The 25,673-nt window shown below is 56.3% G+C and carries 24 protein-coding genes; all 24 read left to right on the top strand.

Annotated features, from left to right (window positions below; all coding sequences use genetic code 11):
* Positions 1-340 precede the first annotated feature (340 nt).
* Positions 341-781: a division/cell wall cluster transcriptional repressor MraZ gene (gene mraZ / locus WMO23_RS03145; protein ID WP_020310533.1), complete on the top strand. Its 441-nt coding sequence runs from the start codon at positions 341-343 to the stop codon at positions 779-781.
* Positions 782-789: 8 nt separating this feature from the next.
* Positions 790-1,722, top strand: coding sequence for a 16S rRNA (cytosine(1402)-N(4))-methyltransferase RsmH (rsmH, locus tag WMO23_RS03150; RefSeq protein ID WP_020310532.1), 933 nt, complete (start codon positions 790-792; stop codon positions 1,720-1,722).
* Positions 1,723-1,761: 39 nt separating this feature from the next.
* Positions 1,762-2,130, top strand: a complete 369-nt coding sequence (gene ftsL, locus WMO23_RS03155; protein ID WP_292281403.1) for a cell division protein FtsL — start codon at positions 1,762-1,764, stop codon at positions 2,128-2,130.
* 99 nt (positions 2,131-2,229) lie between these two features.
* Positions 2,230-3,735: a UDP-N-acetylmuramoyl-L-alanyl-D-glutamate--2,6-diaminopimelate ligase gene (locus tag WMO23_RS03160; protein ID WP_349173256.1), complete on the top strand. Its 1,506-nt coding sequence runs from the start codon at positions 2,230-2,232 to the stop codon at positions 3,733-3,735.
* Positions 3,735-5,105: a UDP-N-acetylmuramoyl-tripeptide--D-alanyl-D-alanine ligase gene (locus tag WMO23_RS03165; RefSeq protein WP_020723824.1), complete on the top strand. Its 1,371-nt coding sequence runs from the start codon at positions 3,735-3,737 to the stop codon at positions 5,103-5,105. The genes WMO23_RS03160 and WMO23_RS03165 overlap by 1 nt, the downstream gene beginning before the upstream one ends.
* 5 nt (positions 5,106-5,110) lie before the next feature.
* On the top strand, positions 5,111-6,076 hold the full coding sequence (gene mraY / locus WMO23_RS03170; RefSeq protein ID WP_020310529.1) for a phospho-N-acetylmuramoyl-pentapeptide-transferase: 966 nt from the start codon (positions 5,111-5,113) through the stop codon (positions 6,074-6,076).
* Positions 6,077-6,131: 55 nt separating this feature from the next.
* Complete coding sequence (murD, locus tag WMO23_RS03175) at positions 6,132-7,499, top strand: UDP-N-acetylmuramoyl-L-alanine--D-glutamate ligase (RefSeq protein ID WP_020310528.1); 1,368 nt, start codon at positions 6,132-6,134, stop codon at positions 7,497-7,499.
* Positions 7,500-7,532: 33 nt separating this feature from the next.
* The gene (gene murG, locus WMO23_RS03180) at positions 7,533-8,654 is read left to right on the top strand and encodes an undecaprenyldiphospho-muramoylpentapeptide beta-N-acetylglucosaminyltransferase (protein ID WP_020310527.1); all 1,122 of its coding nucleotides are present in this window, start codon (positions 7,533-7,535) and stop codon (positions 8,652-8,654) included.
* 28 nt (positions 8,655-8,682) lie between these two features.
* Entirely contained in the window at positions 8,683-10,071 is a 1,389-nt protein-coding gene (gene murC / locus WMO23_RS03185; protein WP_020310526.1) for a UDP-N-acetylmuramate--L-alanine ligase, read from the top strand.
* Positions 10,072-10,075: 4 nt separating this feature from the next.
* Positions 10,076-11,014: a D-alanine--D-alanine ligase gene (locus tag WMO23_RS03190; RefSeq protein WP_292260602.1), complete on the top strand. Its 939-nt coding sequence runs from the start codon at positions 10,076-10,078 to the stop codon at positions 11,012-11,014.
* A gap of 62 nt (positions 11,015-11,076) precedes the next feature.
* On the top strand, positions 11,077-11,925 hold the full coding sequence (locus WMO23_RS03195; protein WP_349173250.1) for a cell division protein FtsQ/DivIB: 849 nt from the start codon (positions 11,077-11,079) through the stop codon (positions 11,923-11,925).
* A gap of 119 nt (positions 11,926-12,044) precedes the next feature.
* Positions 12,045-13,082 (top strand): cell division protein FtsZ, encoded by a 1,038-nt coding sequence (gene ftsZ, locus WMO23_RS03200; RefSeq protein WP_020310523.1) that lies wholly within the window; start codon positions 12,045-12,047, stop codon positions 13,080-13,082.
* Between the two features lie 78 nt (positions 13,083-13,160).
* Positions 13,161-13,625, top strand: a complete 465-nt coding sequence (nrdR, locus tag WMO23_RS03205; RefSeq protein WP_020310522.1) for a transcriptional regulator NrdR — start codon at positions 13,161-13,163, stop codon at positions 13,623-13,625.
* Between the two features lie 22 nt (positions 13,626-13,647).
* On the top strand, positions 13,648-15,129 hold the full coding sequence (gene rfaE1, locus WMO23_RS03210; RefSeq protein WP_292108138.1) for a D-glycero-beta-D-manno-heptose-7-phosphate kinase: 1,482 nt from the start codon (positions 13,648-13,650) through the stop codon (positions 15,127-15,129).
* On the top strand, positions 15,126-16,091 hold the full coding sequence (rfaD, locus tag WMO23_RS03215; RefSeq protein ID WP_292260593.1) for an ADP-glyceromanno-heptose 6-epimerase: 966 nt from the start codon (positions 15,126-15,128) through the stop codon (positions 16,089-16,091). Before rfaE1 ends, rfaD begins: the two co-directional genes overlap by 4 nt.
* Positions 16,088-16,609 (top strand): D-glycero-alpha-D-manno-heptose-1,7-bisphosphate 7-phosphatase, encoded by a 522-nt coding sequence (locus WMO23_RS03220; RefSeq protein ID WP_020310519.1) that lies wholly within the window; start codon positions 16,088-16,090, stop codon positions 16,607-16,609. Before rfaD ends, WMO23_RS03220 begins: the two co-directional genes overlap by 4 nt.
* Complete coding sequence (locus WMO23_RS03225; protein ID WP_020310518.1) at positions 16,596-17,627, top strand: glycosyltransferase family 9 protein; 1,032 nt, start codon at positions 16,596-16,598, stop codon at positions 17,625-17,627. Before WMO23_RS03220 ends, WMO23_RS03225 begins: the two co-directional genes overlap by 14 nt.
* Positions 17,624-18,673 (top strand): glycosyltransferase family 9 protein, encoded by a 1,050-nt coding sequence (locus tag WMO23_RS03230; protein ID WP_020310517.1) that lies wholly within the window; start codon positions 17,624-17,626, stop codon positions 18,671-18,673. The genes WMO23_RS03225 and WMO23_RS03230 overlap by 4 nt, the downstream gene beginning before the upstream one ends.
* A 26-nt stretch (positions 18,674-18,699) precedes the next feature.
* Positions 18,700-19,278: an outer membrane beta-barrel protein gene (locus WMO23_RS03235; RefSeq protein WP_020310516.1), complete on the top strand. Its 579-nt coding sequence runs from the start codon at positions 18,700-18,702 to the stop codon at positions 19,276-19,278.
* Between the two features lie 507 nt (positions 19,279-19,785).
* The gene (locus tag WMO23_RS03240) at positions 19,786-20,205 is read left to right on the top strand and encodes a PaaI family thioesterase (RefSeq protein WP_239639618.1); all 420 of its coding nucleotides are present in this window, start codon (positions 19,786-19,788) and stop codon (positions 20,203-20,205) included.
* A complete protein-coding gene (locus WMO23_RS03245) occupies positions 20,198-20,641 on the top strand; it encodes a PaaI family thioesterase (protein ID WP_020310514.1) in 444 nt (147 codons plus the stop codon). The genes WMO23_RS03240 and WMO23_RS03245 overlap by 8 nt, the downstream gene beginning before the upstream one ends.
* 43 nt (positions 20,642-20,684) lie before the next feature.
* Positions 20,685-21,824, top strand: a complete 1,140-nt coding sequence (locus WMO23_RS03250; RefSeq protein WP_292108140.1) for an acyl-CoA dehydrogenase family protein — start codon at positions 20,685-20,687, stop codon at positions 21,822-21,824.
* 277 nt (positions 21,825-22,101) lie between these two features.
* Positions 22,102-23,127: a phenylalanine--tRNA ligase subunit alpha gene (gene pheS / locus WMO23_RS03255; RefSeq protein WP_292108141.1), complete on the top strand. Its 1,026-nt coding sequence runs from the start codon at positions 22,102-22,104 to the stop codon at positions 23,125-23,127.
* Positions 23,128-23,140: 13 nt separating this feature from the next.
* A complete protein-coding gene (gene pheT / locus WMO23_RS03260; RefSeq protein WP_020310511.1) occupies positions 23,141-25,567 on the top strand; it encodes a phenylalanine--tRNA ligase subunit beta in 2,427 nt (808 codons plus the stop codon).
* The last annotated feature ends 106 nt before the right edge of the window (positions 25,568-25,673 follow it).

The raw sequence follows: 25,673 nt of genomic DNA on the forward strand, positions 1-25,673 counted from the left end.
CCCCCCCCCCCCCCCCCCCCCCCCCCCCCCCCCCCCCCCCCCCCCCCCCCCCCCGCCAGAGGAGACGCACTCAGGTTCCTGTCATTATGCGAAGTTACTTTTCTCTATAGTTTGTAGTACGGAGTTTGTAGAAGATGGCTTTAAATTTAAAACTATTCACTACAAACTTCAAACTGCAAACTTTTAACTTGGACTACGAACTACGAACCACGAATCTCCCCAAGAAGTTTTGTCTGAAAGAAGAAACTTTCAGGCAAAACTTCTTTTTTTCGCCATTATGTTGTCACGGCGTGTGGAAATGTGGTAAAATGTGGTGAAAAGTGAAAGGAGTTGCGGCCTTATGTTTATGGGTGAATATGAACATACCATCGATGCAAAAGGTCGCGTTATTTTGCCTGTCAAATTTCGGGACGAACTAGGGCCAAAGTTCGTCGTTACCCGCGGTTTGGAAGGCTGCCTTTCTGTCTATACGATGGAGGCGTGGATGCGGTTGGCCGGCAGTTTGAAAAAACTCCGGGCTTCTAAAGAAAATGTCCGCGCCTTCAAGCGGTTTGTCTTCGGCAGTGCTGCCGAAGTAGAATTCGATAAACAAGGCCGCATCCTGATTCCGGCGACATTGAGGGCCTATGCCAAGCTGGTCAAGGATGTGACTGTCCTGGGGACAGGGGATAAGGTCGAAATCTGGAGCAAAGACGCTTATGAAGCGTATGCTGCCAAGACCGTACCGGTCATGGAAGAAATTGCGGAAAGTCTCGACGATGCCCTGGACTTGGACTTTTAGGAGGAATTATGAATTTTCATCACGTCAGTGTGCTTCGTAAAGAAACCATAGATAACTTAATTACCGACCCTGACGGGATCTATGTCGATTGTACACTCGGCGGCGGTGGTCATTCCCGAGCGCTGGCCGAACGCTTGTCGCCTAAAGCGACGCTCATCGGCCTCGACCAGGACCGGGACGCCATTGCAGCGGCGACGGAACGGCTGAAGGATACGGCCTGCCGGCGTATCCTGGTACAGCGGAATTTCCGCTATCTGCCAGACGTGCTCGATGAATTGGGGATAGAAAAGGTGGACGGCGTCATGTTCGACCTCGGCGTGTCCAGCTATCAGCTCGATACGCCGGAACGGGGCTTTTCCTACATGCAGGACGGTCCCCTGGACATGCGCATGGACCGGGACCAGAAGCGCAGCGCTTACGATATCGTCAATGGCTACAGCCAGGCCGACTTATACCGCATCATCAAGACCTACGGCGAAGAACGGTGGGCCAAGCGCATTGCGGCCTTCATCGTCGAGGCGCGGCGGGAAAAGCCCTTGGAACGGACAGAAGAACTGGTCCAGGTCATCAAGAAGGCCATCCCGGCCGGTGCCCGAAAGGACGGACCCCATCCGGCCAAACGGACGTTCCAGGCCATCCGTATCGAAGTCAATGATGAACTGGGAATCCTTCACGATTCCCTGGAACAGGCTGCCCAGCGCCTGAAGCCGGGCGGACGGCTGTGCGTCATTACCTTCCATTCCCTGGAAGACCGCATTGCCAAACAGACGTTGAGGCTCTTGGCGACAGATTGTATCTGCCCGCCGGACATGCCCGTTTGTACGTGCCATCATCATGCCATCCTAAAAACGAAGCGCCAGCCCATCCTGCCGTCGCAGGAAGAACTGGATACGAATCCGCGGGCCCGCAGTGCGAAGCTCCGCGTCGGCATCCGCAAGTAACGGGGCCGGGCTATGATCATGGAAATGGATGTGTTGCGTATGCTGGTGAGGAAAGCCGGGAACATACATGGTGATAAGAGCATACCCTTATGGCGGACGGCTGCCGTAGACGCAATCCGGCGGGGGGCGGCTTACGTCCTGCTGCCGATTGGAATGATTGCGGCTATCGTGATCGTGTCCAATCTACTGACATCCTGGACGTATCAGCAGAGTGGAGAACTCATGGAGGTGAAGCGCGAGACGCAGCAGCTGCAGCGTGAAAACGATGAACTGCGCGTCGAGATTTCCAAATTGGAAACACCGGAACGAATTTACACGACCGCGACGAAGCGACTGGGCATGGTAGCACCGTCACGGATCTTTTACGGGAGCCAGACGGACCAGGCCGCAAGGGGAAAACGTCGATAATTGCTTAAAACCGAGAGGTCGACGCACTTCGTGCGACGACCTCATTGTTGTTTAGCTTGTAGAGAATACAGAAAGAAGTCACAAGGAGGACCTATGATTATGACCAAAACGGTAGGAGAACTTTGTAAACAGATCAAGGGCATTTATAATCTCAATGGCAGTGCCGATACGGTGATCACCGGTATTTCATCGGATTCGCGCCAGATTGAAGCGGGCTATCTCTTCGTCTGCATTTCCGGTGTCCACGTCGATGGCGCCGCCTTTGCAGCCCAGGCTGTCGAAAAAGGGGCCGTCGCCGTCTTGACGACGAAACACCTCGACCTGCCCAAGAGCACTATCCAGATCCAGGTACCGGACATCCATCACGCCCTGGAAGACATAGTCCCGTTCTTTTATGATTATCCGGGCAAGAAGATGCGCATGATCGGCGTCACCGGCACTAACGGCAAGACGACGACGACTCACATCATCGCCCATATCCTGCGGGCTGCAGGCTATCATGTCGGCGTCATCGGCACCATCCACGCCCTCATCGACGATGAAGAACTGCCGATCCACAACACGACGCCGGATGTCGTCGAACTCCAGCACTTCCTGGCCCTCATGCAGGAAAAGGGCATGACCCATGTCGTCATGGAAGTTTCCAGCCATGCCCTGGCCTTGAACCGCGTCGCCGGCATCGAATACGATACGGCTGTCTTCACCAACCTGACCCAGGACCACCTCGATTTCCACAAGACCATGGAAAACTACGTCGCCGCCAAGGCCAAGCTCTTCCAGAGCCTGACCGCTGCCGACCACGTCAAGGAAAACAAGACGGCTGTCGTCAATATCGACGATCCCTGGTCCAAGGATATCCTCCAGGCCTGCCACTGCAAGGTCCTGACCTACGGTGTCGAAAAGAATGCCGACCTCAAAGGGTCCAACTTGAAAGTCGAATTGAAGAAATCCTCCTTTGATGTCGTCGGCCCCTTCGTCAACGTCCACCTCAACATGAATATCACGGGCTTGTTCAATGTCTACAATACGCTGGCTGCCATCGGCGCAGCCCATGCCGAAGGCGTCGATGAAGCCACTATCGACAAGGCTATCCAGACCTTTCACTCCGTACCGGGCCGTTTTGAACTCGTCGAAGCCGGTCAGGATTTCGCCATCGTCGTCGACTATTCCCATACGCCGGACAGCCTGCAGAAGGCTCTGGAAACGGCGCGGGCCATGAAGCCGAACCGCATCATCGCCGTCTTTGGCTGCGGCGGCGACCGCGATAAGACCAAGCGCCCCATCATGGGCCGCATCGGCGCCGAACTGGCCGATATCCCTATCGTCACGTCTGATAACCCCCGCTCGGAAAACCCGGAAACCATCGTTTCCGAAGTCGAAGCGGGCGTCAAGGAAGGTTTGAAACCGGGTCAGCACCATGAAGTCATCGTCAACCGCCGCGACGCCATTTACCGCGCCGTCGAACTGGCCCGGACCAACGACATCATCGTCATCGCCGGCAAGGGCCATGAAACGTATCAGATCCTCAACGACGGGACCATTCATTTCGATGACCGCGAAGAAGCGCGCAACGCCGTCCATGCACTGCACAGAGGAGATAAATAATGGCTGCTTTTACTAGCGAAGAAATAATCCAGGCCACTGGCGCCCGGCTCCTGAAGCCGGCCGCCTCTGTGTCTTTCAGCGATGTCTGCACGGATACGCGGGCCATCGCCAAGGGTTCGTTGTTCGTCGCCTTCAAAGGGACGTCTTTCAACGGCCATGATTTCGTAGATAAGGCCCTGGCTGCCGGCGCTGCCGGGGCAGTCGTATCGGAAGTGCGTCCGGAATATGAAGGGCTGACGGCGCCGATTTTCGTCGCCGCCGACACGCTCAAGGCCTATCAGGACCTGGCCCGCTTCCACCGCCGCCGCTTTGCCATCCCCGTCGTAGCCGTCACCGGTTCGGTCGGCAAGACGTCGACGCGCAATATGATCGCTACCGTCCTCAGCGAAAAGTACCGTGTCTTGCAGACGGAAAAGAATTTCAACAACGAAATCGGCCTGCCCAAGACGCTCTTGCAGCTGACGCCGGACCACGAAGCCTGCGTCGTAGAAATGGGTATGCGCGGCTTAGGGCAGATTGCCGAACTGGCTGCCATCGGCGAACCGACTATCGGCGTCGTAACCAACGTCGGCAAGAGCCATATCGAACTGCTGGGCTCGCAGGAAAATATCGCCAAGGCCAAAGCCGAACTCGTCCAGGCCCTGGATGAAAAGGGGACGGCTGTCCTCAACGGCGACGATCCCTTCGTCCGCCCGATGACGGCTTTGTGCAAAGGGAAGACTGTCCTCTATGGGACCGATGACCAGGCGGCTGTACGGGCAGACCATATCGTCTGCGACCAGCAGGGCGTCCGCTTCCATTGCAGCGGCGCCGGCCAGTCTTTCGACGTTTCCGTGCCGGTCATCGGCGGCCACAACGTCTACAATGCCCTGGCAGCCATTGCCGTCGGCCAGCTGACGGGCCTGAGCGCGGCTGAGATACAGCGCGGCCTGGCATCGTACCACGGCATGGCCATGCGCCAGGAACTGCTGCATATCGGGCCGTATACCTTCATCAACGATACGTATAATGCCAATCCCGCGTCCATGGCCGAAGCCATCCGCACGCTGGACCTGCTGACAAAGGGCCGCAAGATCGCCGTCCTCGGCGGCATGGGCGAACTGGGAGACTGGGCGAAACGGGAACACGAAACCATTGGCCGCCTCGTCGCCCAGACCGGTCTCGATGCCCTCATCACGATGGGCGATTTAGCCAAAGATATCGCTCAATCGGCGAAAGCTGCAGGCATGACGGCCGTCTATACGACGGATACGCATGAACAGGCGGCGCGCCAGCTGAAAGAACTCCTCCACGATGGCGATACAGTCCTCCTCAAGGGCTCGCGGAGCTTTGCCATGGAAAAAATACTGCCCTATTTTGAAAGGAAGTAATGTGAATGTTTAAAATGCTGATTCTCAGCTTCATCGTCAGCCTGGTCATCGGCCTGGTCTTCGGACCGCTGGTCATCAAGGAATTGAAAAAATTCCATGCCCGCCAGTCCGAAAGGGAAGAAGGGCCGCAGAGCCACAAATATAAAGCCGGGACGCCGACTATGGGCGGCATCCTCATCCTGACGGCGCTGACCGTATCGTGCCTCATCTTCGATCCGATGGACCTGCGCAAAGGCCTGGCCTTATTCCTGGCTTTGGGGCATGGCGTCATCGGCTTCCTCGATGACAGCATCAAGGCCATCAAGCACCGCAACCTGGGTCTTACGGCGAAACAGAAACTGGCCGGCCAGTTCGTCATGGCCGCGATTTTCTGCTACATCCTCGATGCCTTTCTCCATTTCCCGACGACCTTGTGGATTCCCTTTACTTCCATCACTGTCGATTTGGGCATGTTCTACTATCTCTTCGTCTTCGTCATGATCGTCGGCACGAGCAATGCCGTCAACCTGACCGACGGCCTCGACGGCCTGGCTGCCGGGTCCTGCGCCATTACGTCCGTTGCCTACGTCGTCATCGCCGTCGCCCTGGGCTATACCCATTTCGCTATCTTTGGCACGGCCCTGACCGGGGCCTGCCTGGGCTTCCTCTTCTATAACCAGCATCCGGCCAAGATGTTCATGGGCGATACGGGCTCTTTGGCTCTGGGCGGTGCCCTGGCAGCTATGGCCATTTTGACCAAGACGGAACTGCTCCTCATCCTGGCTGGCGGCTTGTACGTCATCGAAGCCCTGTCGGTCATCATCCAGGTCATTTCCTTCAAGACCCGCGGTGTCCGCGTCTTCAAGATGAGCCCGATCCACCACCACTTTGAGCTGTCTGGCTGGAGTGAAGTCAAGGTCGTCACTGTGTTCTGGAGCTTCTCGGCTCTCATGGCGATCCTGTCCATTATCGTCGTACTGGCCTGCAAATAGGGCCTGCGGCTTTTCTGATTGAACTACGATATTTTATATAAAGCAGGTGTTGGCAATGAGCATCATGGATTTTTCTGGAAAACATTTCTTAGTCATCGGCGCAGGCATCAGCGGCCGCGCTGCCTCTCTGGCCCTGGCAGGTCATGGCGGGTCCGTTACGCTGAATGATATGAAGGCCATCGATACGGCGGAACAGCCGTGGCCGGATATAAAGGCCGCCGGCGTCCAGCTGGTCTTCGGCAGCCAGGAAACGGCTCTTTTGGACGGCATGGATGTCGTCGTCCCGTCGCCGGTCATTTCTCCGGAAATCCCGATCATGAAAGAAGCGGCCCGCCGCGGCCTGCCAATCTGGAGTGAAGTCGAAGTCGCCTGCCGGGTCACCGATGCTGACATGATCGGCATTACTGGGACCAATGGCAAGACGACGACGACGACCCTGGTCGGCGAAATCATGAAGGCCACAGGCCGTCAGACCGTCGTCGGCGGCAATATCGGCTACGGCCTGTCGGCCCAGGCCGACAACCTGCCAAAAGAAGCCGTCGTCGTCGCTGAACTGTCCAGTTTCCAGCTCGAATTCACGCACAGCATCAAGGCCAAGGCCGCGACAATCCTCAACATCACGCCGGACCACCTGGACCGCCATCATACGATGGAAGGCTATGCCGCTGCCAAGGAACGGATTTTCCTCAACCAGGACAAGGGCGATTACGCTGTCCTCAATTACGATGACGAACGGGTACGGGCCATGGCGAAAGACATGACCGGTACGGTCGTCTATTTCTCGACGTGCGGCGAAGTCCCGGAAGGGGCCTTTTATCGGGACGGACAGCTTATCCTGCGCCTCCATGGCCAGGATACCGTCGTCTGTGCCGAAACGGACCTGCACCTCTTCGGCAAGCATAATATCCAGAATTGCCTGGCTGCGATTCTCTTGACCTATGCTGCCGGAGCGCCCCTCGACGTCATCCGCCAGGTCCTCAAGGCTTTCAAAGGCGTCGAACACCGCCTGGAAAAAGTGCGGACCATCCACGGCGTCACCTATTACAACGACTCGAAGGGGACCAACGTCGATGCGTCCATGAAGGCCCTGGAAGCCTTCCCGCAGGGGCACCTCATCCTCATTGCCGGCGGCTATGACAAGAAGACGCCCCTCGATGACTTCATGGCCTTGGCGGCGAAACGCGTCGATACGCTGATCCTCATCGGCGATGCGGCCGAACGCTTCGAAGCCGCTGCCAAGAAGGCGGGTATCCAGGATATCCGCCGCACTGGTTACAGCATGGAAGGGGCCATCATGCTGGCCCGCAAAATTGCCAAGGCACCGCAGGCCGTCCTCTTGTCGCCGGCTTGCTCGAGCTTTGACATGTATGATAATTTTGAACAGCGCGGACGTGTCTTCAAGGGCATCGTCAACGCCATTTAACGATATTTAGAAGAAACAACAGGAGGCAGGAACATGCGTCGAGTCATTATTTCCGGAGGTGGCACAGGCGGCCATATCTACCCGGCGATTACCATTGCCCGGGCGATTGCCGACATTGAGCCCACCGAATTTCTCTACGTCGGCTCCAAAATCGGCCTGGAAAATACATTGATCCCTAAAGAAGGCTTGCCTTTCGTCACCCTCGACGTGCGGGGCCTGGAACGGAAGATTTCCGTCCGCAACCTCGTCACCCTGGGCAAGACGGCAGGCAGTCTGATCAAGGCAGAAGGCATTATCCACAAATTCAAACCGGACGTCGTCATCGGGACGGGCGGTTTCGTCTGCGGTCCGGTCCTTTTGGCAGCCAGCCTGAGTGGTGTGCCCACACTGATACAGGAACAGAACGTCATCCCCGGCGTTACCAATACGATTTTGAGCCGCTTCGTCAACCGCGTAGCCCTGGGCTATGAAGAGGCAGCGGCCCGTTTCAAGCGCAAGGATATCCTGGTCTATACGGGCAATCCCGTCCGCAAGGATATCCTCACGGTGACGCGGGAAGAAGGGCGCAAGGCCCTGGGCCTGGACCCGGATAAGTTTACGCTCCTCGTCGCCGGCGGCAGCCGCGGCGCCCGCAGCATCAACACGGCGATGATCGAAGTCCACAAGTATTTCCGCAACGACGACCATATCCAGATTCTCCACGTCACGGGGGACCATGAATACGACCGCGTCGTCAAGCAGCTGCCGGGCATCGAATGCCGCGGCCGCTATGGCAAGGGAAGCCGTATCATCCCGTACCTGCATCATATGCCCGACGCCCTGGCCGCCTGCGACCTGGCCGTCTACCGGGCCGGTGCCGTCGGTCTGGCTGAACTGACCGTCCGCGGCGTGCCGTCTATCCTCATTCCCTATCCCTATGCAGCCGAAGACCACCAGCGCTACAATGCCCAGGCCCTGGTCATGTGCGGCGCTGCCAAGATGATCCTCGACAAGATGCTGACAGGCCGGGAATTGTTAGAAGAAATCATTCATTTAAAAGACGATCCGAAGGCACTGGCAGCGATGGCGAAAGCCAGCCGCTCCATGGGCAAGCCACAGGCGGCACACGATATTGCCGAACTGGCCTTGTCGATTGCCCGCAAACGTCGTCCGTAAGAGGAAAAGAAGGGTGTGGAATAAACCTATGGTTAATCTGAACGATGTTACCAACGTTCATTTTATCGGCATTGCCGGCGCTGGGATGCGGGCAATTGCCAATGTTTTCATTGAAAAAGGATATCATGTGTCCGGTTCGGACCTCAAAGCGTCTCCGGTAACGGAACAGTTCGCCAAAAAAGGGGCCCGTATCTGTATCGGCCAGCGTCCGGAAAACCTGCAGGACGCCCAGGTCGTCGTCATTTCATCGGCTATCCGCGATACCAATGTGGAACTGGCCGAAGCGCGCCGCCGCGGTATTCCTGTCATCCATCGCTCGGATGCCCTGGTCCATATCATGAGCTGGGGGAAGGGGATTTCCGTAGCCGGTGCCCACGGCAAGACGACGACATCGTCCATGCTGGGCCAGGTCTTTGAAGAATGTCATCAGGACCCGACCATCGTCATCGGCGGCGAAGTCGATTACCTGCATAGCAATTCCATCCTGGGGAAAGGCGCCTATGTCATCGCCGAAGCTGATGAAAGCGATGGGACTTTCCTCAAGCAGAACCCTTATATCGCCGTCGTCACCAATATCGACGCCGACCATATGGACCATTACGGCTCGCTGGAAAACGTCATCGCCGCTTTCAAGCAGTTCATCCAGAAGCTCGACCCTGAAGAAGGCCTGGCCGTCTTGTGCTTTGAAAACGACAAGATCCGCGCCCTGGCCCCGCAGACGGGCCGCCGCTACGTATCTTACGGCATCGAACAGCCGGCGGACTATCAGGCCAGCGACCTGCATTACCTCAAGGGCAAGCTCCATTTTTCCGTCTATAAGCACGGCGAAAAGATGGGGGATATGGTCCTCAACGTACCGGGACGCCACAACGTCCTCAACGCCCTGGCGACGACAGCCGTCGCCGATGCCTGCGGCCTGCCCTTCGACGGCATCGCGTCGGCCATGAGCCATTTCCACGGCGCCAAACGGCGTTTCCAGACCAAGGGCTTCGTCGGTGACGTCTGGGTCGTCGACGACTATGCCCACCATCCGACGGAAATCAATGCGACCTTGACGGCTGCCCGCGATATGGGGACGCACCGCGTCGTCTGCCTCTTCCAGCCGCACCGCTACACGCGGACGAAGCTGCTCCTCGACCAGTACGGCAGCGCCTTTGCCAAAGCCGATAAACTCATCGTCACCGACGTCTACAGTGCCGGTGAAGACCCCATCCCCGGTGTATCAGGGGAACTCATTGCCAAGAAGGTCAAGGAAACGACGGGACAAGATGTCACCTATATCCCGCACAAAGAAGACTTAGTGGCTTATTTAAAGGAAAATTCCCGGCCTCTCGACCTGGTCATCACCATGGGGGCCGGAGACATTTATAAAGTCGGCGAAGCCTATCTCGCTGAAGCTAAAGAAATGGAGAAATAAGGAAATGGAAGACATGAAAGATAAAAAAATTGCCGTCGTCGTCGGCGGTCCTTCGACAGAAGCAGAAGTATCGCGCCGCACTGGGGCTGCCATTGCTGACGCTTTGACGAAAAAGGGATATCACATCGAAACGATCGAACTCGTACCGAAAGAATTCGCCAAGACCTTGACCGAAAAGGGTATCGACATCGTCTTCAACGCCCTTCACGGCCGCTACGGCGAAGACGGTGTCATCCAGGGCTTGTGTGAAATGATGGGGATCCCCTATACCGGTCCCGGCGTCATGGCCAGTGCTGTTGGCATGAACAAGGTCATGAGCAAGGCCGCTTTCCAGGGGGCCGGCATTGCTACAGCGCCCTTTGCCTACTATTTCGCCACTCAGGACCGCGAAGCCATCGCTGCCGACATTGAACAGCGCTTCGACCTGCCTGTCGTCATCAAGTCGTCCGGTCAGGGCTCGAGTATCGGCACGGTCATTGTCCAGACCAAGGAGGAACTCCGTCCGGCCCTGGAAGAAGCCTTCAAGTACAGCGCTTCGCTGGTAGCCGAAGCCTTCATCGATGGCGATGAATTCACCGTCGCCGTCATGGACGACGTCGCCTTCCCGGTCATCCAGATCGTGTCCAGCACGGGCAAGTACGACTTCTATTCCAAGTATGCCCCTGGCGTCGCCAAGCATCTCTGCCCGGCTCCGATTTCGCCGGAACTGACCAAAGAAATGCAGGACCTGGCCCTGAATGTCTTCCATCTGTGCCACTGCAGCGGCGTATCCCGCGTCGATATCATGACCGACAAAGAAGGCCATCCGTTCGTCCTGGAAATCAACACCGTCCCGGGCATGACGGCGACCAGCCTGGTCCCCGATGCCGCCCGGGCCATGGGAATGTCCTTTGAAGATTTGTGTGAAAAGATTTTGCTGGAAGCATCGGTAGGTAAGTTTTAATGGGAAAGAAATCATATCATACGGGGCAGCGACGGGTCGTGCTGCCTAACGATTCTCATGATGTGTTTGTTCCTCCTCATCTTGAGAACGACCCGCTGAACGAACCGGACCGGGAAGCCCTGGCCGCCAAGAAAGAAGCCCAGCGCCGCCGCAAGGCCCGCCAGGCAGCACGGCTGAAGAAGAAAAAGGCTCGGCAGAAACAGATTTGGGCCCGGCGCCGCCGTATCGGCTGTATCTTTACGGTCCTCGGCGTCTTCGTTATCTGGCTCTTCCTGCGCCTGGCGCCGGTCTCTTTCGGGACGATCATCGTCGATGGCAACGAGAACATGTCCTTTGAAGACGTCTACCGGGCCTGCGGGGCTTATTCCTATGTCAACGTCGTCCAGTTGTCGACAGACGATGTGGAAGAACGGTTGAAGAAAGACCTGCGCATTGCCGAGGCGACAGTGACGCGGGAATTCCCGGCGACGATCCACGTCACCCTGACAGAACGCAAGCCAGCCGCTGTCATCACGACGCTATACGGCTTCGCCTATGTCGACAAGACGGGGCGGGTCATCGAACTGGGGCCGCAGATCAAGGGTGTATCCCTGCCAATCATGACGGGCAAGAAAGTCGATAACCTGCTCTTAGGCGATACGGTGACAGATCCGACCCTCCATTCGGCCATGGTCTATCTCCAGAGCCTGCCGCCGGATATTCTCAAGAATATCGCTGAAATCAACGTGGGAAATCCCGAAAGCATCGTCGCCTATACGACCGATTCCATCCCTATCCACCTGGGCAGCGGCGATGAACCGGCAGAACGGGCGAAGCTGACGGAAACGCTGCTGGCCGAAGTTCAGGAAAATCATCTGGCCGTCCAATACATCGACACGGATGTGCGCTCGCCCCTTGTCAAGACGAAATAAGGCGCATAGGGCCTTGATTTTCAAAAACAGGTAGATAAATTTTCTAAGATAGTGTAAAATAATAAGGAATCCTACTGCACAGGGTGTGCGTTATAGAGTCTGAAGGAGGAAAATGCGATATGGCAGAGTTTGCAAACATAAAAGTAATAGGTGTCGGTGGCGGCGGTAACAACGCTGTCAACCGTATGATAGAAAGCGGCTTGCAGGGCGTCCAGTTCATTTCGGTCAATACGGAAGACCAGGTCCTGGAAGTATCCAAAGCCGATGTCAAGATCCAGATCGGTGAAAAATTGACGCGCGGCCTCGGCGCCGGTGCCAATCCCCAGGTCGGCGAACAGGCTGCCCTGGAAAGCAAAGAAGAAATCGTCAAGGCCCTGCAGGGTGCCGACATGGTCTTCGTCACAGCCGGCATGGGCGGCGGTACCGGTACCGGTGCAGCTCCTATCGTTGCCGAATGTGCCAAGGAAATGGGGGCCCTCACGGTGGCTGTCGTTACCAAGCCGTTCTCTTTTGAAGGGAAACGCCGTAAGGAAGTCGCTGATAAAGGTGCCGACTACTTGAAAGAAAAGGTCGACACGATCATCACTATCCCTAACGATAAATTGCTCCAGATCATCGACAAGAAGACGCCCCTCAAGGACGCATTCCTCGTCGCTGACGATGTCCTCCGCCAGGGCGTACAGGGCATTTCCGATTTGATTACGACGACAGGCCTCATCAACCTCGACTTCGCCGATGTCAAGACCATCATGTCCGACCAGGGCGAAGCTATCATGGGTATCGGCGTCGGCTCCGGTGAAAACCGTGCTGTCGAAGCTGTCGATGGAGCTATCCACAGCGCCCTCCTGGAAACGAGCATCGACGGTGCCCAGAGCATCTTGCTCAACGTTACCGGCGGCCCGGATATCAGCTTGTACGAAATCAACGAAGCAGCTGAAAAAGTGGCTGAAGCTGTCGATCCGGAAGCCAACATCATCTTTGGTTCCGTCATTGATCCGGATATGGAAGATTCCATCCGCATCACTGTCGTGGCTACGGGTTTTGGCAAAGAACCGTCTTCGATTCCCGCATTTGGCCAGGGCACTGGTACAGCAGCCAAAGCCGGCGATACGAAAGACAATGCCGGCGGCGTAGAAATTCCTACGTGGATGAGATAATCAGCATGAAAAAAGCGGATCCCGGCGGACCCGCTTTTTTTTAAAAATACCGTCGAGAAGAAGGTAGGAGGAAAAAACATGAGATGCCCATTTTGCCAATGTGCAGATACAAAAGTAACGGATTCGCGGGCTACCGATGACGGCAAGGCCATCCGTCGCCGACGCGAATGCCAGCAGTGCGGCCGCCGTTTCACGACGTATGAAATGGTCGAAGAAGTGCCGCTCGTCGTCGTCAAGAAAGATGGCCGTCATGAATTATTCGACCGCAACAAATTATTGAACGGCCTGCTCCGGGCCTGCAACAAGCGGGAAGTCACGCGGCAGCAGCTGGAGGACATCGTCACCAAGGTCGAGCGTAACATCCGCAATACCCTGGCCCAGGAAGTGTCCAGTGAAAAGATAGGGGAAATGGTCCTCAGCGAGCTGCGCTCTGTCGATGAAGTCGCTTATATCCGCTTTGCTTCCGTATACCGCGAATTCGCCGATCTGGACAGTTTCATGGCTGAACTGCAGCATCTCATGGGCACGAAAGAAAAGAAATAAGAGACCGGAATCGAGGAACATTATGACAGAAAATTATATCGATCATTTTTTGAACCATGTCCTGCCGGAATTGCGCATCGCCGTCATCGGCGACATCATGGTCGACCGCTATGTGTTCGGTAAAGTGGAACGCATTTCGCCGGAAGCGCCCGTACCTGTCAATAAAGTCGACCACATGACGTCCGTCCTGGGCGGGGCTGCCAACGTAGCCTCGAACCTGGCCAATCTCGATTGTCACGTCTTTCTGGGCGGCCTCATCGGCGACGATGAAAACGCGTCTCTCCTGCACCAGCTGCTGGAAGACGCCCATATCGACGGGTCGGGCCTGGTCGTGCGCCAGGACCACGCGACGACGACGAAAATGCGCATCCTCGGCGCCCGCCAGCAGATGGTACGCCTGGATTTTGAAGAAGTGACGCCCTTGGCCGTTACGGAAGAGGAACAACTCATGACCTGGCTGTACAACTGCGTGGCAGCCGGCCTGGACGGCATCATCCTGTCGGACTATAAGAAAGGCGTCCTCACCGATTCCCTGGCTCAGAGCATCATCAAAGAAGCCAATCGGGCCGGGATTCCCGTCCTGGTCGACCCCAAGGGCAGCGATTGGACGAAATACAACGGCGCCGATTTCGTGACGCCGAACATGAAAGAACTGAGCGACTGCCTGGGACGGCCTGTAGCCAATGAAGGACAGGCCGTCGTAGCGGCAGCGGAAATCCTGCATGAGCAGTATCAGTTCGCCCACCTCATGGTGACCCGCTCGGAAAAGGGCATCACCGTCATCGGCCGGGACGGCAAGGTGTGGAACAACCCGGCGACGGCGCAGGAAGTCTTCGACGTATCCGGTGCCGGTGATACCGTAGCCGCAGCTTTCCTGTCGGCTATTGCCGGCCACTTGTCGATTCGCACGAGCCTGCAGATCGCCAACGCCGCAGCGGGTATCGTCGTCACCAAGGTCGGGACCTATCCCATCCATCGCCACGAATTGCTCAAATTATGGCAGGAATGGCAGCCGGCCCACTGGCATCCGTATCAGCCCCTGAGTCGGGAAGAAGCGGCTGAAAAGATACGCCAATGGCAGAAGAAGGGCGATACCGTCGTCTTTACCAATGGCTGCTTCGACATCCTGCACCGCGGCCACGTCCTCTACCTGCAGCAGGCGGCCATGCTGGGCCAGCACCTCGTCGTCGGCCTCAACTCCGATGCGTCCGTGCGGCGCCTGAAAGGGGAAACGCGGCCCCTGGTCAAACAGGAAGACCGGGCCATCCTTTTGAGTGCCCTGGCCTGCGTCGATGAAGTGGTCATCTTCGAGGAAGATACACCGAAAGAACTTTTACAGGTCCTGCGTCCGGATATCCTGGTCAAAGGCGGCGATTACAAAGCTGATGAAGTCGTCGGCCGGGAATCGGTCGAGCGCGTCGAGATCATTTCCTTTGAAGACGGATATTCGACGACAGGCCTGATCCAGAAAATAGCTGATTTAGTAAAGAAGGGGAAACTATGAAAATTGTAACAGGCGGTGCCGGTTTTATCGGCAGCAATATCGTAAAACAGTTGAACAACCGGGGCATCAACGACATCCTCATCGTCGACGACCTGACGGACGGCCGCAAATGCCGCAACCTCCAGGGCCTCGATTTCTTTGATTACATGGACTATGCCGACTTCGACGAACAGATGGCCGACGACACCTTCGACTGCGGCTACATCGACGTCGTCTTCCATGAAGGGGCCTGCTCGGACACGATGAACTACGACGGCCGCTACATGATGAAGAACAACTATGAAGGCAGCAAGAATCTCCTGCGCTACTGCATGCAGCGCAAGATTCCCTTCCTCTACGCTTCGTCGGCTTCGACTTATGGCAGCGGCAAGCACGGCTTCCGCGAAGACCCGGCCTGCGAACAGGCGCTGAATCCCTATGCCTATTCCAAGCTCCAGTTCGACCGCTTCGTCCGCCGCGTCATGCCCCTGGCCAAGAGCCAGATTGTCGGCTTCCGCTATTTCAATGTCTTCGGTCCCCAGGAAAACCACAAGGACCGCATGGCTTCGCTCATCTACCAGAAGTACCATGAACTCCAGGAAAAAGGGAAGATTACCCTCTTTGAAGGGACGGCAGGCTATGAAAATGGCGGCCAGATCCGCGATTTCATCTACGTCAACGACGTAGTCAACGTCATCTTCTATTTCTGGGAACATCCGGAACTGTCAGGCATCTACAACTGCGGCACCGGCATCGGCCATACGTTCAATGAATTCGTCCAGGGCGTCATCGATTATTGCGGCAAAGGCCATATCGAATACGTCCCCTTCCCGGACATCCTCAAGGGCAAGTACCAGAGTTATACCCAGGCCGACACGACGAAGCTCATGGAAGCCGGCTATGACCGCGGCTTTACCCTGCTCCCGGAAGCCGTCAAGGAATACTGCAGCATCCTGGAAAAGAGCGACGGGTATTACGAATGAGGAAGGCCGTCTTTTTCGACCGCGACGGCGTCCTCAACGTCGACAAATCCTATTTGGGCTTCATCAAGGATTTTGAATGGATGGACGGGGCCAAAGAGGCCCTGGCCTATCTGACGGAAGAGGGCTATGCCATCATCGTCGTCACCAACCAGAGCGGCGTCGCCCGCGGTTATTATACGGAAGACGACGTGAAGGTCCTCCACGACTGGATGTGCCGGGAAGCGGCCAAAGCCGGCGGCATCATTACGGCCGTCTACTACTGCCCTTATCTTGAAGGGGCGCCGGTCAAGGCCTATGACAAGAAGAGCGACTGGCGCAAGCCGGCGCCGGGCATGGTCCTGCAGGCGGCGAAAGATTACGATATCGATTTGAAACACTCTTTCATGATCGGCGATATGCCCCGCGATGTGGAATGTGGGCAGCGGGCCGGCATGGATGGCTATTTATTTACTGGCGGCAGGCTGGACGATTTCGTCCGGGCCATCGTCGCAGAAAGGAAGGGCCGTGAAAGCATATAAGAACATACTGGTCATCAAGATGAGCTCTCTCGGCGACGTCCTTCACGCCCTGCCGACACTCTACGCATTGCGTCAGAACTGCCCGGACGCCCGCATCGTCTGGGCCGTCCATGAACAGTTCGCGCCGGTCCTGCCGGGAAAACCTTATATCGATGAAGTCATCTATATCGACAAGAAGCGACTGAAATCCCTGTCGTACTGGAAAGAGCTGCGCCGGACGCTCCATGCCTATCATTTCGACGTATCCTTTGACCTCCAGGGCCTGGCCAAGAGCGCTATCGTCGCCTGGTTGAGCGGTGCTGAAGAACGCTATGGCTACTGGGAAATGCGCGAAGGCAGTTTCCTGGTCAGCAAGGGCCTCACGGGTCCCCACAAGTACGACCACGTCATCGAACGCTATCTCGATACGGTCCGCGTCCTCGGCGGCCGCGTCGATGCCATCGAATTCCCGCTTCCCGATATTACCGGTGAAAGACGGGCCTGGCGCCAGCGTCTGGCGGCGGACGGCCTGACCGGACCCTATGTGGCCATCGTGCCCGGTGCCCGCTGGAGCGTCAAGGAATGGCCCTTGTCCCATTGGCAGGAATTCCTGCAGCGCCTGACGGCGTCCGGCATGGCCGCCGTCCTCTTAGGCAGCGGCGACGACGTCCCCAAAGGGAAGGCCCTGAAGGACCATGATTCGTCGGGCCAGGTCTTCGACTATACAGGCCGCACCGATTTGCGGCAGCTCATGGCGGCCATTGCTGAAAGCGCCCTCTATATCAGTGCCGATACGGGGCCGCTGCACATGGCCAATGCCTTGAAAAAAGAACTCATCGCCCTCTTTGGGCCGACGTGTCCCCAGCGGACCGGCCCTTACGGCGGAAACGACGACGCCTACATCCACATGGTCCTGTCGCCGACGTCCCAGGCGACGCCGGAACGGCCCTTGGTCGATGATCCGGACTGCATGGCCCAGATTACGCCCGATGCGCTGTGGCAGGTCTATGAAGGCGTCCTGAAGAAGGTGGAACTATGATTAATCTGCGCAACAAAAAAATAATCGTCACCTTTCTCATGCATCTAGGCGACCTCATCCTCATCACCCCGTTCCTGCAGGTCCTGCGCCGTCATGCCCAGGGCTCGGAAATTACCCTCGTCGTCGATGAGAAAGTGGCCGACGTCGTCCGCTACAACCCCAATATCGACCACCTGGTCACGGTCGACAAGAAGGGTAAAGACAATTCCGTCCGGGCCCTGTGGCGTATCGGGCGGCACTTGCATCAGCATCACTACGATATCCTCATCAATCTGCATCCCAATGAACGGACGTCCTTCCTGGCGGCCGTCATCCACGCCAAGCAGTTCGTCGGCATGAGCCATTTCCTGGTCCGGCCCCTGATGGACCGCTATACCCGCCTGGACCGTATCCATCTCCACGCGGCCGATATGTACATCAACGTCCTGGCCCAGCTGGGCATCGACGACTACCGCAGCGACGGCCTGCAGTTCTTCACCTGCAAGGCCTGGGATGACAAGGCGACGGAATTCTACCGTACCCAGGGCGTCCACAACAGCGATGCCCTCATCGGCTTCAATATCGGCAGCGCCGTCCCGCAGAAACGCTGGCCGGCCAAGCGCTTTGCCGCCGTTGCCGACTACTTCGCCCGCCGCGGTTTCAAGTGCGTCTTCTTTGGCGGACCCATGGATGAAGCCATGGTCAAAGAAGCGACGTCCCAGATGGAATCGGACCCGATCATTGCCACCGGGAAATTCACCATCGGCGAACTGGCCTCGGCCATCCGCTGCTGCTCGCTGTTCATCACCAACGACAGTGGCCCTATGCACGTCGCTGTCAGCCAGGGCGTTCCCCTGGTCGCCCTCTACGGGCCGAGCAATCCCAAGCTTTACGGCCCCTATACGGACCGGGCCATCGTCCTGGAATCGACGAACCATTATGAAGTGGGCAAGAGCATGAAACAGATTATCCGCGAAGGTAATTATAAAGGTATTTCGGTTATTCCCATGAGCCAGGTCATCGCCGCCGGCGAAGAACTCCTGAGCCGTTATTATGGAAGAAAATAACCCGTATTATATGGAGGTGGAAGGTTATGAAAAAACTTATTATCGCAGCGACCCTGGCCGCCCTGGCCATGACTTCGGCTGCCATGGCAGCGCCCATCCGCGATCCTCAGCCCGGTGACTTGAAGGCCAACGCCAACTATGGCTTCGACCAGAAAGAAGGCGGCCGCAGTGCCAAGAGCCTTCTGACTGGCGGCGACGTCACCTACGTCCTGAGCAACCACTGGGATATCCAGTACGTCAACAACTACACCAAGGGCGACAACGACAACAAGATCAACGAAAACTATCTCGTCGGCAATTACCGCTTTACGCCGTATCTGTCGGCCTTTGCCGGCGGCTCCTACGTCAAGACGGAAACGTATAATACGACCAAGTCCTATGGCTATCAGGTCGGCCTCAAAGGCCAGATTCCCCTGGCAGCCCGCTGGCAGGGCTTTGCGTCCGTCGGTGTCGGCGATGACGTCAATACCTATGAAGTCGGTGTCGGCTACGACATTACGCCGAACTGGGATGCCCACGTAAAATACCGCAGCAGCAGCGTCGACGTCGATAACTACGACGACGATGTCAAAGGCTGGCAGGTCGGCATGGGCTATAAGTTCTGATATTGACAAGGGGCGGATCCGTCCCGTATAATGTACCAATGACATGTGCTGTGGTTGAAAGTCGATGTCAGTCGCAGACCAAGCGATCCACGTAAGGCACCCAAAGCGGTGCTGATCATAGTGCGGCCTAGAAGTAAGACCTGCCGCGGAAATACCGCGAGAGGGCTAGTAGTGGGGGACAGCAGTCTATGAGCGAACGTCCCAGCAGGCGAGTGTGGGGGTAAAGACCAGGTCAGGCATGTCAGGGAAAGGGGCTGTCGTATGAAGGATTCTGCCATCATGCGCAGTCCCTTTTTCTTTATAGTTTGTAGTTTATAGAAGATGGCCATAAATTTCAAACCATCCGCTAACCACTAGCCCCTAGCCCCTAGCCCCTTAAAAGAGGCTGTCTTGATGTGACAGCCTCTTTTTTGTATTTTCGTTTGACGGATGATTGTTCGTATAGTAAAATGTAAGGGTATTTATGTTATTAGCCTAAGGAGTGGAGTCATAATGGATGCTAAGCGGTTGGAACGAGAAATTCACAAAAATCCCTTCGATACCTTTATGGATTTCCACGTCGAAAAGGCTGAACCAGAGAGTACGATCCTCACTTTTGAGAATAAAGGCTCGAAATGGGATAATCCCAATGGTACCATGTACGGCGGTGTCCTCTATTCCATGGCCGATTCGGCGATGGAGGCTGCTTGTGCTGTCTGTGGCAAAGCCGTCCTCACACTGGACCTGGGTATGAATTACCTGCGTCCGGCTTTTGCCAATACGGTCATCCGGGCCGAAGCCAGGATCATCCATAACGGCCGTACGACGATGGTCGCCCTCTGTGATTTTTACGATAATGACCAGCGCTATTTAGCTCATGGCAAGGGCACCTTCTTTGTGACAGGGGCCTACGTCTTTGAGGGAGAAAGGGGGCATACGGATGAATGAACCAGAAGAAGCAGTGAGCCCGGAAGTGGCAGAACGGCTGCATCGTATGCTGGACAGTATTTATTCGCATACACCTTATTTCCAGAGCATGCCCTGTACGGTAGAAAAGCTCGACGTCGGCCGCGTCCGCATCGGCTTCGATATCAGCCGTCATTCCTGCAATTACCGGGGCATTGCCTCGGGCGGCGTCCTGGCCGCTTTCTGCGATACCCTCATGGGCATGGCCAGCCGGACCCTGGGCTTCCAGGTGACGACGCTGGAAATCAACATGAACTATATCCGCAGTGTCAAAGGCGGCGAGCACATTACCGGCGTGGGCCAGGTCATTCACCACGGCCGGAAGACCATTGTCGTCGAATGTGAATGTTATGATGCCAGCGGTAATATTATCGTAAAAGGGCGGTCGTCTTTTTATATTTTGAAAAAACTCGATTGATAGGATAATCATGTAATTATAGGGAAGGTTGGTTAGTACAAAGATGGATTTTGCTTATAACGACGAACAGAAAGAAATCATCAAGGTTGTCCGCGACCTGGTGGAAAAAGAAATCGTCCCCTACGCTTCGGAAATGGATGAAACGGGAAAACTCCATGAAGGGCTCCTGGAAAAATTGGCAGCCCAGGGCCTGCTGGGCGTCGCCATTCCGGAAGAATTCGGCGGTGCCGGCCTCGACGCCATCACTATCGCCGCTATTTATGAAGAATTAGGCAAAGGCTGTGCCGGCGTCGCTACGACCGTCGCTGCCAATGCCCTGGCCTCGTATCCCGTCATTATTGCCGGTAACGACGACCAGAAGAAACGCTATTTCGATATCATCAATGAAGACAACCTGGCCGCTTTTGCCCTGACTGAACCGGGCACCGGTTCCGATGCCGGTTCCGTTTCGACGCGGGCCATGAAGACCGAAGACGGCAAAGGCTATATCCTCAATGGTACGAAATGCTTCATTACCAACGGCGCCCTGGCCGAAGTCTTCGTCGTCTTCGCCAACACCCGCAAGAGCAGCGGCATCCGCGGCTTGACGGCCTTCATCGTCCGCAAGGGGACGCCGGGCTTCACAGTCGGCAAGGCTGAAAATAAAATGGGCATCCGCGCTTCCAATACGACGGAGCTCATCTTCCAGGACTGCTTCGTCCCTGTCGAAGACCGTCTCGGCCGCGAAGGCCATGGCTTCCGCATCGCCATGGATACTTTGGATGCAGCCCGTCCCTTCGTCGGTGCCGTTTCCGTCGGCATTGCCGAAGCCGCTTTCCGTGCCTGCTGCGAATATGCCAAGGTCCGCGTACAGTTCGGCAAACCCATCGCTTCCTTTGAAATGGTCCAGGCCATGATTGCCGATATGGCCATGAAAGTCGAAGGAGCCCGCCTCCTGGTCCACCGCGCCTGCTGGATGAAAGACCAGGGTATGGACTTCAGCCGTGAAGCGGCCATTGCCAAGTGCAACGCGTCCGACGTGGCCATGCAGGTCACGACCGATGCAGTCCAGGTCATGGGCGGCTATGGCTATATCAAGGAATACCCTGTCGAAAAATACATGCGTGACGCCAAAATCATGCAGATTTTCGAAGGCACCAACCAAATTCAGCGGTTGGTTATTGCAAATAAGACACTTTACTGATACAATATATAACAAACCCATAGAGGGATTTATGGCAATGATAAAGAGGGGATGGAACTGACTCCGCCTACAGGGAATCGAGGCCGCAGATTGAGAGCCTCGTGCCGGATGTTCCATGCGTTCACTTTAGAGCCTCCTGCTGAACGGAGTAGGCAGGACGGGGGTTCCCGTTACAGGACAATCGAGAATCAAGTAGGGTGGTACCGCGAATGAGACTTTCGCCCCTTAGGGGGCGGGAGTCTATTTTTTTTGTACTTGCCAGTAGGAGGAAGAAAGTATGATCAGTGATAAGATCGAGGCCATCAAAGCGGCCGTCAATGAACAGCTCGCCAAGAGCGAACATCTTCAGGACGTACAGGATATCCGCGTCAAGTTCCTGGGTAAAAAAGGGGAACTGACGGCAATTATGAAGGAAATGAAGAATTTTTCCAAAGAAGAACGGCCTAAAGTCGGCCAGCTCGTCAACACGGCCCGCAATGCCATCGAAGAACAGATCAAGGCCAAGATGGAAGAAGTCAAGGCCAAGGAATTGGCTGCGAAGATCGAATCGGAAAAAATCGACATTACCCTGCCGGGCCGCAAACCGGTCATGGGCCACGAACATCCCCTTCATCAGACTCTGCGCCTGATGGAAGACTCGTTCCTGCGCATGGGCTTCTCCATCGTCGAAGGGACGGATATCGAATCGGATTACTATAACTTCCAATGCCTGAATCTGCCGGAAGACCATCCGGCCCGGGACATGCAGGACTCCATGTACATTACGGATAACATCCTCCTGCGGACCCATACATCGGGCATGCAGGCACGGACCTTGCAGGCCCACAAGCCTAACGAACCCTTCAAGATCATCGCACCGGGCAAGGTATACCGCTGCGACTACGATGCGACCCATTCGCCGGTCTTCCACCAGATGGAAGGCATGATCATCGACAAGGACATCCGCTTCTCCGACCTCAAGGGCATGCTCGAAGACTTCCTGCGCGACATCTTCGGACCGCAGACGAAAGTCCGCTTCCGCGCCAGCTACTTCCCCTTCACGGAACCGAGCGCCGAAGTCGATATTTCCTGCGTCATGTGCGGCGGCAAGGGCTGCCGTGTCTGCTCCCACACGGGCTGGCTGGAAATCCTCGGCTGCGGCATGGTCAATCCCAGCGTCCTGCGCCTGAACGGCTATGACCCGGACGTCGTCACGGGTTTTGCCTTCGGCATGGGCGTCGAACGCATTGCCATGTTGAAATACGGCATCGATGATTTGCGCTTGTTCTATGAAAACGATATGCGGTTCTTGAACCAGTTCTAGGAGGGTATGAATAATGAAAAGTTCTTTAACTTGGATGCAGGATTATGTCGACGTCGACATGAACCAGGACATGCAGGCATTTGCCGATAAATTGACCATTGCCGGTATCCCTGTCGAACAGGTGGAATACTGGGGGACAGAAGTCAAGAAAGTAAAGACCGGGAAGATCCTTCAGATCGACAAGCACCCCGATGCGGATAAACTCGTCGTCTGCCAGGTAGACATGGGGGATGAACAGCTCCAGATCGTCACGGCTGCGACCAACGTCCGCGTCGGCCAGATCGTCCCCGTCGCCGTCCACGGCGCTCATCTGCCGGGCGGCACTAAGATCAAGCGCTCGAAGCTGCGCGGCGTCTTGTCCAACGGCATGTTCTGCTCGGCCCACGAATTCGGCTTCGACGACAGCCTGCTCTTGCCGGAAGAACGGGAAGGCATTTGGATCCTGCCGCCCGATACGCCCCTCGGCGTCGATGCGGCCGACTATCTCCAGGTCCGCGACGTCGTCTATGAATATGAACTGACGGCCAACCGCGCCGACTGCTTCTCCATGGTCGGCCTGTCCCGTGAATTCGCCGTCCTCAGCGGCAAAGAAGCCCGTTACCCGGATATTTCCGTCAAAGAATGTGACACGCCCATCGACGGCAAGGTCAAAGTATCCATTGACGACGAAGAACTGTGCAGCCGCTATGCCGCCCGCCTGCTCCTGAACGTCAAGATCGGCAAGTCGCCTATGTGGATGCAGCAGCGCCTGCGCAAGTCCGGCGTCCGTCCCATCAACAACGTCGTCGACGCTACCAACTACACCATGATCGAACTGGGCATCCCACTCCATGCCTATGACTACGATAAAGTCGCCGGCCATCACCTCATCGCCCGCCGGGCCAAAGCCGATGAAGCCTTGAAGACTCTGGATGATGTAGACCGTAAATTGACCGACAACATGCTGGTCATCGCCGATGAAGAAAAAGCCTGCTGCGTCGCCGGCATCATGGGCGGCATGGATACGGAAGTCACGGACCAGACGACGTCGGTCATCCTCGAATGTGCTTCCTTCAAAGGCTCCAACATCCGTCATACGGGCCGTATGCTCGGCCTGCGTTCCGAAGCTTCCGGCCGTTTTGAACGAGGACTCGATTCGGACAGCTGCATCAAATCCATCGACCGCTGTGCCCAGCTCCTCCAGGAAATGGGCGCCTGCGACGTAGCCCAAGGCGTCGTCGATGTCTATCCGAAACCGCAGGCTACGACGCGCATCGCCTTTACGGCGGCTCAGGTCAACAAATTCCTGGGCACGGAAATCCCGGAAGCCGACATGGTCCATATCCTGGAAACGCTGCAGTTCGGCATTGAAAAAGACGGCGATACCTTGACGGCCGTCGTTCCCAGCTATCGCGGCGACTGCACGGAAATGCCGGACATCGCCGAAGAAGTAGCCCGCGTCTACGGCTATGAAAACATCCCGTCTACGCGCCCGGCCGCTCCCATTTCCAAAGGCGAAGCCGGCTTCCACCACGACGTAGGCGAAAAGATTTCGTCCATCCTCAGCAGCAGCGGCCTCAACGAAACGGTCACGTTCAGCTTCATGCACCCGGACCAGCTGAAGAAGCTCCTCTTCAAGGACGGCGATGCCGTATACAACGCCGTGCCCATCCTCAACCCGATTACGGAAGACTTCCCGCTCATGCGGACGACGCTGGTACCGACCTTGATGGATGTCCTGGTCCGCAACCAGGCCGTCAAGAATCCGTCTGTCGGCATCTACGAAATCGCACCGGTCTATCGGCCGAAACAGCTGCCCCTGACGGAACTGCCGGAACAGGAATTCTATGTCAGCGGCCTCCTCTACGGCCAGCGCACGCCTGCTGAATGGCCGGCCAAAGCGGAAAATTATGACTTCTATGACGTCAAGGGCCTCGTCGAAGCCGTCCTCCAGGGACTGGGCATCCAGGCCGACCTGGAAGTCTCCGACTGGGCGCTGCTCCATCCGGGCAAGGCTGCCCGCTACGTCAAAGACGGCAAAGTCCTCTGCGACTTCGGCGAACTCCACCCCAAGGCTATCGACAATTACGATGTCGCCGGCCCGGTCTATGTCTTTGAAATGCATATGGACGCTATCCTGCCCTTGGTCAACCTCCTGCCGGATTACCATAAAGTCGCCAAGTTCCCGGCATCGAGCCGCGACCTGGCCTTCTTGGCACCGCTGGCTACGGCCAATGCCGACATCGTCAGCGTCATCAAAGAAGACGGCGGCGACAACCTGGAAGCCGTCCACCTCTTCGACATGTACACGGGCAAACAGGTACCGCAGGGCTACAAGAGCCTGGCCTATTCCTTAGTCTTCCGTTCCGAAGAAGGGACCCTGACCGACGCCGACATCCAGGCCCCGGTCGACGCCATCGTCAAAGACCTGAAAGAAAAATTCGGCTGCGAATTGCGGTAGGGAGTGATTGGTTTGTAATACAAAGTTTGTAGTTTGTAGAAGATGGCCTTTAATTTTTAACCATTTCACTGCAAACTAAAAACTACAAACTTCAAACTCAAAAAGG

The organism is Megasphaera intestinihominis (assembly GCF_040096415.1).
Lineage (GTDB): Bacteria > Bacillota > Negativicutes > Veillonellales > Megasphaeraceae > Megasphaera > Megasphaera intestinihominis.